Source organism: Paenibacillus sp. Negev47, assembly GCF_058313655.1.
Window position 1 is genome coordinate 5,638,071 of sequence record NZ_CM177754.1, and the last position, 19,501, is coordinate 5,657,571.

Annotated in this window: 14 protein-coding genes; 3 read left to right on the top strand and 11 right to left on the bottom strand. The window is 47.8% G+C overall.

Annotated features, from left to right (window positions below; genetic code table 11):
- The first annotated feature begins 236 nt into the window (after positions 1-236).
- Positions 237-2,393 carry an alpha-amylase family glycosyl hydrolase gene (locus AC4G47_RS25400; protein WP_491103354.1) on the top strand — a complete coding sequence of 719 codons (2,157 nt, stop codon included), beginning with the start codon at positions 237-239 and terminating at the stop codon, positions 2,391-2,393.
- 94 nt (positions 2,394-2,487) lie between these two features.
- On the opposite strand, the gene AC4G47_RS25405 is transcribed toward AC4G47_RS25400, so the two are convergent.
- The 4 genes from AC4G47_RS25405 to AC4G47_RS25420 form a co-directional block, all read right to left on the bottom strand.
- A complete protein-coding gene (locus AC4G47_RS25405) occupies positions 2,488-3,774 on the bottom strand; it encodes an MFS transporter (RefSeq protein ID WP_491103355.1) in 1,287 nt (428 codons plus the stop codon).
- Between the two features lie 148 nt (positions 3,775-3,922).
- A complete protein-coding gene (locus AC4G47_RS25410; RefSeq protein ID WP_458125402.1) occupies positions 3,923-4,759 on the bottom strand; it encodes a sugar ABC transporter permease in 837 nt (278 codons plus the stop codon).
- Positions 4,756-6,111, bottom strand: coding sequence for a sugar ABC transporter permease (locus AC4G47_RS25415; RefSeq protein ID WP_491103356.1), 1,356 nt, complete (start codon positions 6,109-6,111; stop codon positions 4,756-4,758). Before AC4G47_RS25415 ends, AC4G47_RS25410 begins: the two co-directional genes overlap by 4 nt.
- A gap of 297 nt (positions 6,112-6,408) precedes the next feature.
- On the bottom strand, positions 6,409-7,695 hold the full coding sequence (locus tag AC4G47_RS25420; RefSeq protein ID WP_458125400.1) for a sugar ABC transporter substrate-binding protein: 1,287 nt from the start codon (positions 7,693-7,695) through the stop codon (positions 6,409-6,411).
- 446 nt (positions 7,696-8,141) lie between these two features.
- Between AC4G47_RS25420 and AC4G47_RS25425 the strand changes: the two genes are divergently transcribed.
- A complete protein-coding gene (locus AC4G47_RS25425) occupies positions 8,142-9,176 on the top strand; it encodes a LacI family DNA-binding transcriptional regulator (RefSeq protein WP_491103358.1) in 1,035 nt (344 codons plus the stop codon).
- Positions 9,177-9,339: 163 nt separating this feature from the next.
- On the opposite strand, the gene AC4G47_RS25430 is transcribed toward AC4G47_RS25425, so the two are convergent.
- Positions 9,340-10,098 carry an SDR family oxidoreductase gene (locus tag AC4G47_RS25430; RefSeq protein WP_491103360.1) on the bottom strand — a complete coding sequence of 253 codons (759 nt, stop codon included), beginning with the start codon at positions 10,096-10,098 and terminating at the stop codon, positions 9,340-9,342.
- A 381-nt stretch (positions 10,099-10,479) separates the two neighbouring features.
- On the opposite strand from AC4G47_RS25430, the gene AC4G47_RS25435 reads away from it, so the two are divergent.
- On the top strand, positions 10,480-11,079 hold the full coding sequence (locus AC4G47_RS25435; RefSeq protein WP_491103362.1) for a TetR/AcrR family transcriptional regulator: 600 nt from the start codon (positions 10,480-10,482) through the stop codon (positions 11,077-11,079).
- A 249-nt stretch (positions 11,080-11,328) separates the two neighbouring features.
- Here the strand turns inward: AC4G47_RS25435 and AC4G47_RS25440 are convergent, their stop codons facing one another.
- The 6 genes from AC4G47_RS25440 to AC4G47_RS25465 form a co-directional block, all read right to left on the bottom strand.
- A complete protein-coding gene (locus AC4G47_RS25440; protein WP_491103364.1) occupies positions 11,329-12,090 on the bottom strand; it encodes an SH3 domain-containing protein in 762 nt (253 codons plus the stop codon).
- Between the two features lie 278 nt (positions 12,091-12,368).
- Positions 12,369-13,508 (bottom strand): toxic anion resistance protein, encoded by a 1,140-nt coding sequence (locus AC4G47_RS25445; RefSeq protein WP_458125395.1) that lies wholly within the window; start codon positions 13,506-13,508, stop codon positions 12,369-12,371.
- A 19-nt stretch (positions 13,509-13,527) separates the two neighbouring features.
- A complete protein-coding gene (locus AC4G47_RS25450; protein WP_491103366.1) occupies positions 13,528-15,216 on the bottom strand; it encodes a vWA domain-containing protein in 1,689 nt (562 codons plus the stop codon).
- A 12-nt stretch (positions 15,217-15,228) separates the two neighbouring features.
- On the bottom strand, positions 15,229-15,960 hold the full coding sequence (locus AC4G47_RS25455) for a hypothetical protein (RefSeq protein ID WP_491106794.1): 732 nt from the start codon (positions 15,958-15,960) through the stop codon (positions 15,229-15,231).
- 342 nt (positions 15,961-16,302) lie between these two features.
- A complete protein-coding gene (locus AC4G47_RS25460) occupies positions 16,303-16,869 on the bottom strand; it encodes a Uma2 family endonuclease (protein WP_491103368.1) in 567 nt (188 codons plus the stop codon).
- 84 nt (positions 16,870-16,953) lie between these two features.
- Positions 16,954-19,275: a beta-L-arabinofuranosidase domain-containing protein gene (locus tag AC4G47_RS25465; RefSeq protein WP_491103370.1), complete on the bottom strand. Its 2,322-nt coding sequence runs from the start codon at positions 19,273-19,275 to the stop codon at positions 16,954-16,956.
- Between the last annotated feature and the right edge of the window lie 226 nt (positions 19,276-19,501).

Here is a 19,501-nt window from a genome sequence, read left to right on the forward strand (position 1 = left end):
TCCAATATTTCTTACGATAGCGTTGTGATCATAACTCGAGGGCCATGCTTTTAAACCAGAGTGGTTTAGGACAACCCCGGTAACTCCCGAAGGAGATGCCGGGGTTGTTGGCGTGTCAAAAGGGGGGAAGTCTTCAATCCGCTGCGTATCATTCCGTTGTATTGAAAGCGCTATTATTCAAAAGCCAGGTTGGTTGTTTATCTAAACTACTACATTCACGAGAAGGGTGGATTACTATGTTTCAAATGGCCAAACGCGTACTCCTCAGCACAACACTGACACTCAGTTTACTTGCAGGGGGCGCACTTCCCTATCTGCCTGCTTCCGCGATCTATGCCGATGCGGATACCGCGGTTACCAACAAGCAGAACTTCAGCACAGACGTCATCTATCAGATTTTTACGGATCGCTTCCTGGACGGCAATCCTTCCAACAATCCCACCGGAGCTGCCTACGATGCCACTTGTAGCAACCTGAAGCTGTATTGTGGCGGCGACTGGCAGGGTTTGATCAACAAAATCAACGATAACTATTTCAGCGATCTGGGCGTTACGGCACTGTGGATCTCCCAGCCGGTCGAAAATATCTTCGCTACGATCAACTACGGCGGCGTGATCAACACAGCGTATCATGGCTACTGGGCACGTGACTTCAAGAAGACCAATCCGTATTTCGGAACGATGGCTGACTTTCAAAATCTGATTACAACCGCTCATGCCAAAGGTATCAAGATCGTAGTTGACTTTGCACCAAACCATACGTCTCCTGCCATGGAAACCGATACGTCCTTTGCTGAGAATGGCAAGTTGTACGATAACGGTAATCTTGTTGGCGGATACACGAATGATACGAATGGATATTTCCATCACAACGGCGGCTCCGATTTTTCCTCCCTGGAGAATGGTATCTACAAAAACCTCTATGACCTGGCTGACCTGAATCACAATAACAGTACCATTGATCAATATTTCAAAGACGCGATCAAGCTATGGCTTGATATGGGCGTGGACGGCATTCGCGTTGATGCGGTGAAACATATGCCTCTCGGCTGGCAAAAGAGCTGGATGTCCTCCATCTATGCACATAAACCTGTATTCACCTTCGGTGAATGGTTCCTCGGATCTGCTGCATCGGATGCGGATAACACGGAATTTGCCAATGAATCCGGGATGAGCCTGCTTGATTTCCGCTTTAACTCTGCTGTACGTGACGTCTTCCGGGATAACACATCCAACATGTATGCTCTGGATTCGATGATTACGGGCACAGCAGCAGATTACAATCAGGTGAATGATCAAGTTACGTTCATCGACAACCATGATATGGATCGGTTCAAAACAAGTGCCGTGAACAATCGTCGTCTGGAACAGGCGCTGGCCTTCACGCTGACTTCACGCGGCGTACCTGCTATCTATTATGGTACCGAGCAGTATCTGACGGGTAACGGGGATCCTGATAATCGGGCCAAAATGCCATCCTTCTCCAAAACAACCACTGCCTTCAACGTGATCAGCAAGCTGGCACCTCTGCGCAAATCGAATCCGGCTATCGCGTATGGATCTACCCAGCAGCGCTGGATCAGCAATGATGTGTACGTCTATGAACGCAAATTCGGTAACAGCGTAGCCGTGGTTGCAGTGAATCGTAATCTCTCCAATTCAACAAGTATCACGAATCTGAGCACTTCACTTCCAACAGGCAACTACACCGATGTACTGGGCGGCGCACTGAACGGTAATAACATCACTTCCACCAATGGCACCGTCTCTTCATTCACGCTGGCTGCCGGAGCAACCGCAGTCTGGCAGTATACCACGAGCGAAACGACACCAACTATCGGACATGTGGGTCCTGTCATGGGCAAGCCGGGTAATGTCGTTACGATTAGTGGACGTGGATTCGGTTCCACCAAAGGTACGGTATACTTCGGTACATCAGCCGTTACCGGTGCAGCCATTACATCATGGGAGGATACACAGATCAAAGTTACCATTCCAGCTGTTGCAGCAGGCAATTACGCTGTAAAAGTAGCTGCGAATGGCATCAACAGCAATGCGTATAACAACTTCACTATCCTTACCGGTGATCAGGTTACTGTACGATTTGTCATTAACAACGCTTCCACTACACTGGGTCAGAACATCTATCTGACAGGTAACGTGGCAGAACTCGGTAACTGGAGTACGGGTGCAACAGCTATTGGGCCTGCTTTCAATCAGGTTATCCATGCCTACCCAACCTGGTACTATGATGTGAGCGTGCCTGCCGGGAAACAACTGGAGTTCAAATTCTTCAAGAAAAATGGCGCTACCATTACGTGGGAAGGTGGTTCCAACCACACGTTCACCACACCAACCAGCGGTACAGCCACAGTCAATGTAAACTGGCAATAAGATAATCCGTCTACAAGCTAACCCGGAGTTACGCTAACACAGCGTATGCTCCGGGTTTTGCTATTGGATTATGCTATATAATTTCCTCACATTTCTAATGATAGGTTCGGATGGACTTCAATGTGGTGGCTGCCAGAATACCTGTCGCCAGCAGCAATATGCCGACCCCTTGTAGCACAGAAGCTGCCCCCCATTGATCTGCCAATACGGAGACCACCGTCAATCCCAGAATGGGTGCCGTACTGGTAATGGTGCCGACTACGCCATAGACCCTTCCTTGCAGTTCGTCCGGAACCGCTGTCCTGAGCATAATCTGGGTGAGCATTGTGCAACAGGCGAACATCGCACCTCCGCCCACAATTAACGGCAGCGCCATCATTGGCGAGGATATGTTCGATAAAAGAATATATATCGGTCCCAAGACAATCAGCCCGATAAACACCCATCTCCCTCTTCGCTTCAATCGTTTTCCCGAAGCAATCAGCAGTGCAGAGCCAATTATGTATCCCAGCGGGATACATGTCTCAATCAATCCAAACTGCACCGGATTCGCCTCCCATACCTTGACCGCCATCACTTGAACCAGCATCATCGCCGACATGAAAAACAAAATCAGGACGGGATTGAGTAATACAATGGATCGGATCAGACGATTCCGATAGATGTAGCCAAATGAACTGCGCCACTCCTGAGCAAACGTGGTCACCTGACTAACGGATCGCTGTACCTCTGGAAAGCGGCCCGCCATCAGTACACAGACTGCGGACAACAGGAAGGTTGCCCCTGTAATTAATATGGCAACGAATCCGCCAAATGCAGCAACAGCCACTCCCGCTGCGGCTAGTCCACTGATCCGGGCAAGATTATCCACCATATGAATGGTTCCGGTTGCTTGTTGAATATGTTCCCTGCCTACCATACTTGCTACAGATGCGTGGAATGCAGGTGCCTGAAAAAGACTTGAAAACATGGAGAGTGAGAGCAACAGCAGCACCACCGGGAACGGCGCATGCCAACCGAACAAGCTAATCGCAATCAGTACAGCCATTACGCCCCGAAATACATCCGAGGCCAGCATCAGTTTCCTGCGATCCAATCGGTCCGCGACCGTACCCGCCACCGATCCAAACAGAAAGCTGACGGCCATATTGCAGATCTGTACAGCCGCCATGCTCTTCGCACTCCCAGTGGTCTGTAGCACCCACAGGCTGATCGCAATCCCATTGAAGCAATCCCCAAAGACCGAAATGCCGTAGCCGTACAATATCCTGCGGAAAGTGACATTATGCCATAGTGTTCGCGGAGCTTTGGTATTATGCAACGCAGCTTGTCCATCTTGGTATCCCGTAATCTCGGGCTCACTGGACGGGTTCATGCCCATACATCACGTTCCTCCCTAATCATGATTCGAGCCCATACAGAACCAGGCACTTCCGCAGCAGTGCCAGTCGACAAAGACATGACATCACGGAAGTGCCTGGTTGGAGTGCCGCAGGTATCGCGGCTGACTATGCTGTTATGGCACGGTATTACCCTTTGGAAGCTCCTGCCGTCAGACCCTGAACAAGGAATCGTTGCAGGAAAACGAACAGCAGTGTAATTGGAATGGCGATCAGAACTGCACCCGCAGCGAACATCGTAAAGTTACTGTCCTGGTACCGGTTGACCAGATCCCACATGCCTACTGCAAGCGTCCAGTTCTCCTTCGTTCGCAGCACCAGCCGGGCGAAGATAAAGTCCATCCACGCACCCGTGAAGCTGGTCAGCGCCACATAAGTTAGCATTGGCTTGGATAAGGGCAGGATGATGCTGGTGAATACCCGCAGGTGACTCGCACCATCCATGCGCGCCGCTTCGTCCAGGCTGCGCGGGATGGTGTCAAAGAAACCTTTGACGATAAATCCGCCCAGTACCGCTCCTGAAGAATAGACCAGGATGAGCGCAGCATGGGTGTCGAGCAATTTAATTTGCAGCAAAATGATATAGATTGCAATCATGCTCATGAAGCTCGGGAACATGCCGAGGATCAGCATGGTGGAGAGAATCGTTTTACGTCCACGGAAGCGGAAGCGGGACAAGGCATACATCCCGAGTGTCACCATCAACGTGGAGAAGATCATTGTGAAAAAGGCGATTTTCAGCGTATTCATGTACCATCTGCCGTACATAAAGGACGGGTTATTGAACAGCTCGCCGTAATGGGTCAGCGTGAAAGCTTCCGGCCATAACCGTTCACTGAACAATGCCGCGCCGGGTCTCAGGGAAGAGAGAAAGATCCAGAGTACCGGATAGATGGAGACGACGGCGATGATCAGCAACAGCACATAACTCAGGCCCAAACGTAGCGGATTATTACGTGTCTTCATTGAATCATGTCCTCCTCCTTGAATGATTTGGAGCGGCGGAAGTTCCAGATGGAGAATGAAGCGATAATGAGGAAGATGATAATGCCTACCGCTGAAGCCATGTTGAATTTGTTATTGTCGAGCGTGAGCTTGTAGAGCCAGGTCACCAGCAGGTCCGTTGCCCCCGCGTACTGGTAGTCTCCCCGCAGCGGATTCCCGTTGGTCAGCAGGAAGATGACATTGAAGTTGTTGAAATTTCCGGCGAACTGCATGATGAGTACCGGGGTTGTGGCAAAAAGAATGAACGGCATGGTAATGATACGGAACTTCTGGAATGCCGATGCACCATCCACTTCGGCAGCCTCGTAGAGATCACGAGGGATGGCTGTCAATACACCCAGAATCAGCACCATACTGACCGGAATACCGATCCACATGTTCACGACAATGACGGTGACCTTAGCCCAGAACGGATCTGTCAGCCAGGGTAATCCCTCCAGCCCAAACGCTCTCATGTACGTATTGATCGGACCAAACTGACCATTGAACAGATTACGCATGAGCAGCAAGGAGATGATCTGTGGGATCGCATAAGGCAAAATAAAGATCGTCCGCCACAGCTTCTTGAAGCGTATGCCCCGCTGTTCAATCAACAGTGCTACTAGCACACCGCCAAAATAGGTGGTGACTGTCGCCAGGATGGCCCAGATGACCGTCCAGGTCAGCACGCCGTAGAATGTCTGACTCCAGGATTTCAGCTGGATCAGATCACTGAACGTCTTGAAGCCTACCCAGTCTACGAGTTTTGCTGGCGGAATATGATCCGGGGCTGAATAATTGGTAAACGCGATCGTGATCGTAAAAAGGATGGGCATAACGGTGAAGAAAAGAATGCCCAGGGCCGGGATGGACAGGAATAGATACGGAAAGTTTTTGTCCATCATGTTCCGAAGCGATGCCGCTGCGCCCAGGGTCTGCTTGCCTTCCTCCCTCGCGAGCCCCGTGACATACGCATCCCGAATATTCAGGATGTAGATCAGGATAAACACAAAAAACACCAGCAATACGATAATGCCATCAAGCAGCAAAAAGATGGAATGGTCTCCCCTTTGAAGTACAGTGGACCCATTCACTTTGACAAAACGCTGTGTATTTTCCCCCAGTGTCCATATGCCCCATACGGCTTGTGACAGGCGAGGAAGCAGGTACGCAAGCCCTGCTCCCTCCAGTAACAGTAGACAAATCCCCTTAATCCATTGTCGATTGTACAGCTGTCCAAGACCTTGCAGTATGATGGAGCATATAACCGCTGTCATCCGATGCTGTCTTTCCCTGTTCGGTCCAACAGGCACCGTGACATGCTGCTGTTGCATTCGCTCTCTCCTCCCCGCCTATTGCTAACCTGTATACATTGATCAAAAGTGTATTTACACTGACCACTCCGATGACAGAATAAGCTTCCGATCGCTGTTATCCCCCGATTTTTTTCGATCCCTTTTCCAAAAGGGAAAATCCGGTGATAAAGGCGAGCATATGCTTCCGAAGTAGCTTTCTTTCAGAAAGCTTATAGCTTCACTTCTTCAGCTTCCTTCTGTCCTCTCCGTTTTTGTGTAAATATGAAGTTCAATCTATGCAGCTCTTATGCATATCTTCGCATTCGTCGTTCGTCCTCATTGGACGGTTGCAAGGCTTTCCTGGATCTGTTTCACAGCGTTATCCAGCGACGCCTTCACGTCCTTATCGGTATCCCATATATCCGTAATGGCCGAAGTGATCGGTCCCCATACGCTGTCCATGGCAGGAAGCGAAGGCATCGGTGTCGAGTTGTTGAACTGTTCCAGGAATGCCTTATTGATTGGGTCCTCCTGCAGCTTCGGATCAGCAGCTACGTTCTTGTTTGCAGGAAGTGTACCGTTCAGGTCAAAGTTCTCCATCTGTGCCTCTTCATTGGAAAGGTAAGCCGCCAGAAGTTTGGAAGCATTCGGATATTGCGTAAATGCATTCACATAATAGGCTTTAACGCCTGAGAAGGATGTCATCGGTTTGCCATCGATTGCAGGAAGCGGAGCAACGCCAAAATCAATACCTGCATTGCGATAATCGGCAATGGTCCACGGACCGTTAATGTCCATAGCCAGCTTGCCGCTGGAGAATAATCCTTTTTTGATATCATAGTTCACGTCCCCCATCTTGAGCGGCAGCACTTCCGACTTCAGCGTCTGCAAGAACTGTCCACCCTTCTGGGCTCCTTCATTATTCAGACCGAGATCTGCACTGTCCATCCCGTTGTCCCCAAAAATATAACCGCCCTGCGAAGCCAGGAACGCATAATTATAGTAAAATTGCTGCAATTCCCACATCAGCGCATACTGATTGGACTTCACATTATTGAACGTCTTGGCGAAACTGATAATCTCATCGAAGTTTTTCGGAGCTTCCGGATAGAGTGCCTTGTTATAGAAAAGGGCATAGGTCTCCACGCTGTACGGATAGCCGTACAGGATATCCTTGAACGTCACTGCCTTCAGTGCGTTGTCGCTGGTGTTCTCTACGGTCTCTGCTTCAAATATGTCATTGGGCAGAATAAGTCCCGCCTCTGAAGCGCTACCAATCTTATCATGCGGGAAAACGACGACATCTGCCGCGAGACCCGCCGGGCCATCCGTGGTCAGCTTGGTTACCTGATCGGTTGGAGGCAACTCCTCCATTTTGACCGTTACCCCATACTTCTCTTCGAATTTTTTGGCTCTTTGCTCAATAAAGCTGCTTTGATTTTTGTCCTCCCAGATCACCAGGGTTGCGCCTTCTTCAGGCTGCAGGTTCTCGGCTGTCAGCTGTACAGCTTCCTCCGGATTCTCACCTGCCGTAGTTGGAGATGTGCTTCCACCTCCCGTAGAGCACGCAGCCAGCGTAAACGCCATCATAACGGACAATGTTGCCCCTTGCCATTTTCTCATGTAAAATGTCCCCTTCCCTCTGCTTGGTCCAACAAAGTTCGCGCTTTTCACCCTTTTGTCTGCGTAAGTTGTCAGGTTTTGCATTCCATGTTCGCGGTTGTACAAACGTTTGCTCAAATGGAAGACAAGATTACCTATCCGTTCAATATGTAGGGAGAAACAAGTCAATAAGCATGTAATTGCATCGATGTAAGCGCTACAATAACAATCACATCATACAATACTGTACTTTCTTTGCACAAACGTTTGCACAAGCCATATTCGTTCAATTTTAACCATTTTCCTTCTTCTACCTACAGTAATTTCCTGTTTCCTTGTTCTGACTCTTTCTTCCTTAATTTCACTTCGCGTACATCCCTTACTCGGCAGTTAGCAATTGATTTCTCGTATCCTTTGGATTACCATAGGAGAATATTTATACGATTGTTCAGAAGGGATTTTTTTACATGATTACGATCAAGGATATTGCCAAATTGGCGGGTGTTTCCCCTTCTACAGTGTCACGGGTGATTTCCAACCATCCCAGAATCAGCACCGAGACGTCTCTCAAAGTGAAGCAAATCATGAAAGAATTGAACTACCATCCCAACATCATGGCGAAGAGCCTCGTTTCCAAAACTACGAATACCCTTGGGATTATGCTTCCGCGTCCTGCAGAAGAGTTGTTTCAGAATTACTTTTTCGGAGAACTGCTTCGAGGTATTATAACGCATGCCACCCGTATGAATTATGAATTGCTGCTAACAACCGAGACATCATCAGACAATGAATTGCATGCGATATCCCGCCTTGTGCACGGCCGTAGGGTGGATGGCATTCTGCTGCTCGGGTCCAAACGGGACGATCCCATCATTTCATTTTTGGAAGCGGAAAAGTTTCCTTTTGTGTTAATCGGGCGCAGTGAAGCTCATCCAAATGCCCCCATGGTGGATAACGATAATGTGCAGACCGCATATGATGCGACTCATCATCTGATCGCTCAAGGGCATACTCGAATCGGATTTGTCAGCGGCCCACCGGACATTACGTTATCGCATGATCGCATGCTAGGATACCAAAAAGCGCTTGCTCAAGCCGGGCTGGATGCGAATAGTGATTGGATTGTAGAAGGCGAATTCCTGCAGGAAAGTGGTTTCAGAGCGATGTCGCTGTTCATGTCCTTACCGGACAGACCCACCGCAATTGTTGTCATTGATGACAACGTGGCATTCGGGGTACTGAGAGCACTTGCCGAGCTTCATTATCTGGTGCCTGAAGATATTAGTGTCGTCAGTTTTAACAATATTGCTTTATCGGAACTGGCTTCACCCCCACTAAGCTCTATAGATATCGGAACCTATCAGCTTGGTTACACAGCCGTTCAGGTGTTGTTGAAAATTCTAAGCGGGGAATCACAGCCTCATAATCCGGTCATTATTCCCCATCGTCTGATCGTGCGTGAATCCTCACTCTATTCCAAGCCAAAACCACCCTCAAGTTGATTCATTTCGAGCATCCGTGTAGTAATGCAAACGTTTGTCCTACACGGGCTATGATGCTGTTATCTACAATACGTAGGTGCAAAAAAGAAGCCGCATATACACATGCGGCTTCCTGACTTTACATACTATTTCTGTACTCCATGCTCGGCTGCGCTTGAATGGATTAGTAAGAGCTCCAGCCAGCATCTGCTGTAACGACCGTCCCGTTCACGAAGCTGGACTCGTCAGATCCAAGGAACAAAGCCACTTTGGCGATCTCTTCGCTCGTTCCGATGCGTGGGTTGATTGCCATGCCAAGCTGTTGCCGCCCTGCACCGAAATGGCTAATACCTGCCATGGAGGCGCTGATGTTGGTTGCCACAGCGCCTGGAGCGATCGCATTACAGCGAATGCCTTGCTCAGCATACATGTACCCTGTATTTTTGGTGAAGCCCACGACCGCATGTTTGGAAGCCGTATAGGCTGCTCCTGCACGTCCGCCGTGTAAGCCACCTGCCGAAGCGATGTTCACGATGACGCCCTTTTGTTTTTCCAGGAAGATCGGCAATACTTTACGCGTTGTCCGCATCACACTGGTCGTGTTCACAGCGAACAATCTCTCCCACTTCTCATCCGTTACATCCGCTGCTGGCTCCATGCCATCCATAATTCCCGCATTGTTAACCAGAATATCTACTGTACCGTATGTGCTCACCGTCGTATCAATCAGATTTTGCACATCTTCTTCTTTGGCTACATTGGCCAGAACGACAATCGCTTCTCCGCCCTTTGCCTTAATATCATTGACTACCGCTTGTGCGGACTCTTCGTTAATATCCGATACGACTACTTTCGCACCTTCTAGAGCATACAACGTAGCAATTGCTTTCCCCATACCTGATCCAGCACCTGTAACAACTGCAACCTTATCTTGAAGTTTCATTTCATGTATCCTCCTCTGTGTATTCGTTTACAATAAGTTAACAAACAAATGTTCATTAACTCCTATCCTTAGTATAATAAGTCATAGCGTTCTACTTCAATCAGTAAAAGCTTGTCCAGTTGTACGTTAAACAACACTTATAAGCCTAAATGTACTTTAACTATTAAAGTAAACTATATAAATTGAACTAAACATTTACACGAAACGGAGAGGACAGAAATAACTTGAAGAAGCGCAAGCGTTCGCCTTTATCCCCGGATTTACCATTTATAAATGAATCAAAAAAATCTGGGGATAACAGCGATCGGAAGGTTGTTCTGTCATCGAAGTGGCCAGTGTAAATATTCTTTAGTTCAACTTATATAGCGAGGAGGAAAATAGATGTCTGAAACTCTAAGTTCAATGGACCGAAGAATTAAAAAATCAAAAGCTGCACTGAAGGATGCACTCATCCATTTGATGCAAAAACATCCCTTTAAAGAAATATCGATTACGGATATTGTGCAGCGAGCCGACCTGAATCGAGGTACTTTCTACCGACATTATCAGTACAAGGAAGACCTGTTCAACGAGATCATTGATGATGTGATTCAGGATCTGGTGACTTCTTTTCGCAAACCCTATCAAGGGTTGAAAGTGTTCGAGGTTGGTCTGATGCCCTCTTCGGCAATCACCATATTTGAACATGTGCACCAGCACGCACAATTCTACACACTGGTTGTGCAATCCGAGGCTTCTTCCAACTTCCAGCGCATGATCTGTGATGTTCTTCGCGATCTCGCCTTACAGGATCTGAATCACATCTTCCCTCAACACATCAACCCTGAACTGCTGGCAAGTTACCAGTCTCATGCGATATTCGGCATGATCATGGAGTGGATCAGACAAGATTTCAAGCACAGCCCCGCCTACATGGCCGAGGAGTTATTCAAGATCATTCATTACAGGCCTGACAATGTTTTAGAGCGTCCCCCTGTATAGAAGTCTCCTTCTTAGCCGTTGATCCATATTGTCAAAATAAAAAAGAACGGTTGAATCGGCAGGTTACCCTGTATTCAACCGTAAGTTCTCGAATGTATCTTCCATGTACGTATTTCGCATATCCCAGTGAGTAAATTCAACAAGAAGCTGGTGCTCCTCAAGCTCTGGCCCGTTTATACTATGTGAATGTAGCAAAATGCTAATATGTATCTCTTGTAAAGTTGGTATATAAAAATCCTAGTCTCCCGTCTACCAAGTGATTACTTTGCCACTAATCCATCCGTACTTCCCATTACTTGTCCATACTTCGTACCACGTACGACCATCCGAGGGATCGTAAACGGAACCGCCCCAGTGTTCCAATTGATCTCCTTTGTCCACAACGGCAACAGCAGATCCGTTGATCGAAGGTATATCGCGCATATTGGCATGGGCCACCGATACGGACACGAACTGCGCTTTAGATGTGGAATACGCATTTCCTTCGTAATAACGACCATCCGATTGCTTGACCACTTTACTGCTCACCCATCCGATACTTCCATCCGAAATACTTACCTGATACCAGGTGCGACCGTCCGAGGGATCAAAATTTTTGCGGTGCAAATATACAGCTTCATCGTCTTGGTATAGGATACCTACTGATCTTGCATTGATACTAGGTGCAACACGTAGATTTATTTCTGAAGACGTTGGCTTCAGATAATCAATACTTTGTTCTGCTGACGTCTCAGCCACAGCGTAGCTTGCTTCTTCCTTAGGCTTCTCTACTGCTATTTCCTGAGCCGTATCTTCTTGAACCTTGTTAACTGTTTGAGCTCCACTCTTTGAGTCAACCGCTATCTCTACCTGCTCTCCGCCTTGAACTACGTCTGACTGTACAACCGGTTTGGTTGTCTCCTGTAATTCTTGACTCTTCCCTTCTTCCTTAATGGTAATCTCAATCCCGCCACAACCGCTCAATACAACAGACGCTCCCAGCAGTATGGCAAACACCTTCTGACCCTTCATCGTATCCCTCTATTTCCTGTATATAGTTAGTCCAACTCCCCGACTACAAGCCTCTTTAATTTTAATTCAATTGGCTATAATTGTATATGAAGATTCCATCAATGGTTAGATTAAAACACTAAGCAGCTCCCCATCAGCAAGAGGTAGATCGGAATGATTCTGTTCGTCGAAATTCGGTACCCGGGAGCAATACCATGAATTATGCAAAGCTGATAACAAAAAAAGACTCCCGAGGGAGTCTCTTTCAGCAGTTTATGTTTTCGCCCTTAACCTGCTCATTACAGCCCCAACTTCTGCCCTTTCTCCAACCGCTGAATCTGCTGCTCTCCGGTATCCGCAAGTTCACGGAACTGGTTAATCGTCTCGCGCATTCTTGGTAGAGCTTCCTGCTTATAAAGACTGATGGAGTCAAGCGCAGACAACACATCGGTGAACGCCTGTTTCATCGTATCCACGGAGATGCTGGCTTCATACGCTTGCTTTTGGATGGCAATCCCCTGATCCTTGAGCATCTTGGAAGTACCTGCAATCAGATCATTGGTCGTCTGGTTCAGCAATTCAATCTTCTGCAATACAATCTTCTGATTATACAGAGCACTCGCTACAGTAACGGCAATTTTCAGTGCCGAGATGGTTACATTCTTCGCCCGGTCTACCCCTCGGATCAGTTCCTTGTTATTGCGGATGACTACTTCAATCGCCATGATACCCTGCTGGTTCACAACCAACATCTGCTGCAGATCCATGACCCGTTGGCGGAGCGGGAACAGCACTTCTTCCGTGATGAAACGAACTTTCTCGGGGTCCTCATTGCGGACCTTCGCCGCTTCAATCTGGGCGTCGATGGATTCATCCATAAGCACACCAAGCTGGATTTCCTTTTGTAGTCGCTTGGTGAGCTCTCTCAGATTCTGTTGCTCAATCTCCAGCGTTGTATTATCGTTTCGGAGTGTGGATCTGCCCTTATCCAAGGAGGTTACGATGTCAGCGATGACTGTATCAGCCTTCTGATATTTCAGGAAATAAGCGCGAAGCGGATTGAACAATTTCCCGAGGAAACCGGTCTTGGCGAAATCGACCACGCTCGGGTCGAGATCCTTCAGTTGCATATGCAGCTCGGTCAAGCCTTTGGCGACCTGACCGCCCTCGTCTCCCGTCTTGGACAGATGTCCAACAGAGACTTGAAGCAAGGCGTTTTTCTCAGAAGAGGATCTCATCGTGTTCATGCCAAAGCCGTCAATGGATTGCAGAATCTCTTTGCGCTTCTCCAGGGATTCAAGGTCCAGTGTCATGATCATCTCTACGTTGGCATTCGCCACTTGTTGAAGCTCCGCGACCTCGGCGGGTACGGGTTTCACTTCTTCCTCAATGACCTTCTGAATTTCCTTCTGGCTCGGTATTTCCATTGAAAATGACATCTGTAGTTCCCCCTTTAGATTACATCTGTACGTTAAACAGGTTACCGATCTTGTACACGACATCGTCGGTATCGGCATTGATGCTTGCCGCTTCGTTAATGCTGGAGATGCTCTCCAAAGCTTTGATGTCCGCGTTGTATCCAATCGTATAGATCGGCACTTTGTACGTCTCGACCAGATCCCGGATATCCTTGAGGGTATGACCTTCGTTGGTCTCGCCATCACTCAGGACAAAGATCAACGGCTTCACGTTCGGATCAGCAGCCATATAATCTTCCAGCATCTTCATGGCCACTACGATCCCATCAAAAGTTGCCGTACCCCCGCCAGCTTGCAGACTATCGACGGTTCCGACAAACATGGACTGCTGGTTCGTATCATACTTGGCAATCGGCAGATTCACAGTTACCCCGCTGGAGTAAGAAACCAGGCCAATACTGTTCTCTGTGCCCAGGTACTTCTGACCTTTACGCAAGGACTCCTTCAGTCGGTTAAGCGGTTCGCCGTCCATGCTTCCGGATACGTCCGTCACGAACACGGCGGCAATGGGTTTGCTGCCGTTCTTCTTCTCTTTCCATACTTTCTGTGCGGACAGCAACGTTCCGCCATCCACGGTAGCCAGCTCGGATTTGTAATCCTGTAACCCGTTGAAACCGAACTCTTCCGCCGATTGTTGGTACTTCGCCTGAGTTACGAATTCCGCGAATTTCTGGATAATCTCCTGTTTGTTCTGTGGCAGTTGTCCCAATGCATACAGCGGGCTGTCATGTCTCACGCCAAATGGTGTAAAGACGTAACCACTCTTCAGATCAGCGGTATTCATATACGTCTGGTATTCGAGTACAAAGGCATCCAGTCTGCCTGACTTGGCAGCTTCCCGCATCTGAATCGTTGTTGAAGCGGTAAACGGCACATTGGTCTGGAACTTTTCGAACCCTTCAATGGCCTTCTCGCCAAGTGGATTGGTACTGTCATACGTATTCAGTGCGGTCACCAGGAAGTTAAGTCCTGTAGAACTGGCAAACGGATCGGTATATCCCATCGCGAGTTCATTGTTCGCAATCGCTTCGGTTACGGTTTTTACATTAACGGAGCCGTACGTATCAACCAGTGCGTCATATTTGGCTTTGGAAATAACAATTCCCGGAACATTCCCGACCAGTCGCTCGGACACCATCTCGGTCTTCACCCCACTGGCCTCAACCATCTCGCCCCACAGTTCGTTGGAGGGTGTAAATGCATCAGGTATATACTTGCCAGACTTGATATAATCGGTAGCCGTACCGGAGGCAATATTGCGAATTTTGACCGATACCTGTGTGCCACCAACGGTAATATTGGCCTTGTTGAACTCCTCACCCACCTCGGTTAACCAGCCGTCTACCCCACTGCCCGACTTCTCTGTGGAAGAGAAGATTTCGACATAATCATTCGTTGTATTCTCTACAGCAATCGGAAATTTCGAGATATCTGGCAGTGATTCTGCCACATCAACCGGGTCGAGATCAATCTGCCCTTTGACGGGTTCCGCCGTTGCCGGCGCAATATCCGAGTACAATTTACCAAGCGTTTTACCTGCATTCTCTGTGCTCACCTGTGTAGTCGACTTGCCAAAGTTCGATGTTAAAGTAATTCCTGCATAGACCAGACCAAATACGAGTACCAGCATTACAATCGATATGAAAAAAAACTTTCCCTTCTTCGCCATACGAGCAACCCCTCACTGTCTGTATAATTTGGTGTGCTTGATTAACTGATCAATCTCCTGCATACAAGGCATCTGTTCGATATCTCCGGCTTCAAAGCTGTCGAGGCGTGAAATCTCCAATAACAACTGATCGAGCTTGAGCAAAATTTCCTCATTGGTGTGGAGTGCATTCTTCACATAAGACAGATAATCGTTGTATACCTTTGTTTTTTCCTGAAAAAGCTTCTGGGGAAGTGTGGAGGACTTGGCTTTCATCATGTTGGCATAGTCGGCTTCATCGAATACATTCAACCGGTTCAGCACACTGCGGATATTCAGGTATAACAGCTTCTCCACTTCCAATGTGACCGAAGCGAATTTCTTGTAACTCAGTTCCCCTGGATCAAAGCGTTGATGAAGCACGTTCAGGAGAGTTTCTTTTTTCTTTTTCATCCGGCTCAGTTGGGACAGTCCCAGCGTGATATCTTCTTCGAGGATTTTGATGCGTCTATAAAAAGATAGTGCTTCCACATATTCTTCATGTGTTTCGATATGCTTCACGGGCAGAACTACCGGCTGTCTGAACAGCAAGGTGTAACTGCCATATAAGAGTGCCATTGCACTGCCGAACAGAAGGGTAACGGATAGCGCAGTTGTGAATGCACCCTCCTCGAAATTCAGCCCGATAAAGCCGGGTGAGAATGCCAGAACATTCACAGCCACAATACCGAAGATTAACCCCAACCATTTTATGTACTTGATCATGTTCAATCATCCGACCTCCTTTCATGTTATATTTTGGTGCTTCATGTCGTTATTTTCCTAATCAACTTATTCTTATTGTACATGATGTTAACGCTCTCAGGTGGATAACATTGGATATTTGGATACTCATAATATACGTGGTTTGGGCTTATCCCATTTCATATTTTTAGGGACAACGTGGAACTTGGCAGGAAATTTTGTGGAAAAAGAAATGTTATCAGGTAATACGTGGAAAATAGCTACGCGTGTCATTTTTTATATAAGACTTGTCTGAAAAAAGAGCAAAATAAATACCCCGGCTATGGAGCCGGGGTAACACGTACAGCTGGCTGACACCGTGCACTACCGAAGCTTAAACAACGAATCCAGCGGAATGTGCAAGTCAGGATACACGACGGATTGAATTGTTTCCTGTTCTGTATACAGATGACGGGTCTGGTAACTGCCACCCTCCAGCGTGTACACATGGACGGTCTGATTGCCAGGATCAACGATCCAGTATTCATTCACGCCATATTTCTGATACAGGTTAAATTTTTCGTTAAAATCCTTTAACGCAGTTGAAGGCGATAACACCTCTATAATTAAAGAAGGCGCACCGTGGCAGCCACTTTTGGATATCTGGTCTTTGGTGCACACCACAGATAGATCAGGTTGTACAACTTGATCTGGTACGTCGTATTGTTCATTTTCGCTAAAATACACATCGAAAGGGGCTACAAACACGAAACATTCTCGGTTCTGAAAAAAAGTCCGTAAGGAGAAGTGCAGCTCACCCACAATAAACTGGTGCAATGAGGTGGGCGCTGTAGACATATTAAAAGCTTTGCCATTAATTAATTCCCATGACCCCTCCCATGTTAACCAATTCTGAAAGCTATGAGTACCTTTATTATCTGGTTTGGCCACACTTCCAACCTCCTCTTTTACCTAATCCGTATTTTTGCTTTCATTATACCATTGTGTTTGCGCCTTTTCACACAACGCCTCTTTTCACGAAAAGATGGATTCCGGTTTGCTTCGCGTGGTGCGTACCTCTACGACTTTCCCAGCACAGCCATTGTCACCCAACGCTTGGAACACCACTGTAACGCTATCTTTACCCGCTGTAACGGTATCAGGAATATCATAGGTCACATAAAATACGTCGCCGATTTTGTTCATATGAATTCGCTGCTCTCCGATAACAATTCCATCCACGGTAATGCTGAATCGTCTATCATATAACGTACCTACCCTTTCAAATGGGGAATGATCTCCGCCCCAATAGGCCACACATAGATAATTGGATGCCGTTCGATCCACTGCCAGTTGGTAACTAAAATAAGCCCCACTGACACCAAAAGCCTCCCGCCACATATGCAGCTTGTTACGACTGTCCGTATACGACCCGTTGTGATGCTCCCCACGGCAGTTGCTATCCAGTTGATGTCCGATCTCATCCTGCTGACCATCCGCCTGAACCCTGTCGATCGTAATATCATTTAATTCTTTCTCAAGTGCATCACCCTCATCGTTAAACGGCCAATACACCGTATAGAACTCATGATGCACATCATAGAACGGAACAAGCTTCACGGCTTCGCCCGTGGAAGTGACATCCTTGCTAAGTTCAAATGTTAACGTGCCTGCATCCACGACCTTGATCCACTCTCGTACATCCTTCTGCTTCGTCCAGATCACAGGTACGGGTGCGGTCTTGGGGTTCAGAGCCGTTTCGTCCACGATGGTGTCCTCGGGCAGACCCTCGCTTCCGAGTGCACCGGCGAGTACAATCGGGCCGTACAGGAAGGCTACTTTGTGCGCATCATCCCGGGAAGTGTACTGGTGGAGTGACATCGGCAGTGTGATGGTAATGACATCGCCTGCTGTCCAGGTGCGGTCGATGGAAAGATAGCCGGGTTCCATTCGTGTATACGGATGTTCCGCATCCCCGTTGACGTTTGCTGTCATTGGCTCTTGCAGCCATGAGGGCACGCGTAGTCTTAGATGGGCCGAGGCGCTGCCTCCGGTGATCGTCAGGGTTACCTTTTCCGAATAAGGAAAGTCGGTTTCGAGCTTCAGGGATATTCCCTGAGACGTCCAATCCAGCTGGGAAGCGATATACAGGTTGACGTACATGTCCTGTTCGTCTTCGAAATAGATGGCCTCGGCATATTTGCCCGGGTTCTCCATGCCTGATCCTGTACAGCACCACCAGGCCGTATCGTGTGTACCATAGATTTTGTAGTGACCTTGCAGCGTTGAGGCAAAATACGTCTTGTTCCCGGTATCCGGGTCCTGCGTGCCCAGGATGTGATTGTAGATGGCGTTTTCATAATAGTCCATGTAGGCGCTATCGTGATTCCAGACGAAAAGTTGTTTCGTCAGATGCATCATGTTGTGGGTACAGCAGCTCTCTCCTGTCTTGATCCCGAGACTCTCCATACCCTTCGCTTCATAATGCTCCGATATGCTCGTCGCGCCAAAGACGTAGGAACGATGATGAATGGTTGTATCCCAGAAAAATTCTGCCGCTGTCCGGTAACTCTCGCGGGAGTGATCCTGATTGTAGATTTCGGCTGCACCAATCACTTTGGGAATCTGGGTATTGGCGTGTCTGCCTTGAAGATCATCCTGCTTGTGTTCCAATGGTCTAAGGATCAATTGATGAGTGAATTTATTAGCGATCTCAAGGTATAAGGCTTTGCCCGTGATCCCATACAAATGTGCAAATACTTCATTCATGCCCCCGTGTTCACTTTGAAGCATCGTCTGCATCTGTTCTTCTGTCATCGGAAGCAAGCCTTCTACTGCCCAATCTGCAAATCGAGTAACCACCTCAAGTGCCTGTCCGTTGCCAGTCAGTTTATAGGCGTCAATCAGACCACGATAGATTTTGTGCACACTATACCAGGGAACCCAGTATTCACCGATGTTGAATCCACCAATATGTTCGGCGCGGAATGCGATGTGGAATGCTTCTTCGGACAAACCGCCGATATATCCGCTCCCCGTAGTCTGCTGGATTCTCGCCAGTTCGGTAACGGCATAATCCAACGTTTCTTTTAATGTGATATTCCCGGTCGCCTGATACGTTACAGCCAGCGCCGACAGATAATGTCCGAGGGAATGCCCGCTGATGGTGCGTGCCTCCCATCCCGCGTAGCGTTCTTTTCGGGCTGGTAACCCATGGGCTTCGAAGCACGGAGCCAGAAATCGATCAATATCCAGCGATAACAGGTAACGCTCCCCAACCTCTTGTGATGTTTGAAAAACACCATTTAACAGATCTACATGTTCCGGTCCCAGAAATCCTTTTTTCGTATCAATCATTACATTCACTCCTTCTCGGGATGTAATATATAAGTTGAACTAAAGATTATTTACACTGACACTACGATGACAGAATAACCTTTACCCCCAGATTTTTTGATTCCCTTTTCCGAAGGGGAAAATCCGGGGATAAAGGCGAACGCTCCGCTTTTTCAGGTTTTTTCTGTCCTCTCCGTTATCATGTAAATGATTAGTTCATCTTATATAGATATAGATATCCATTCAT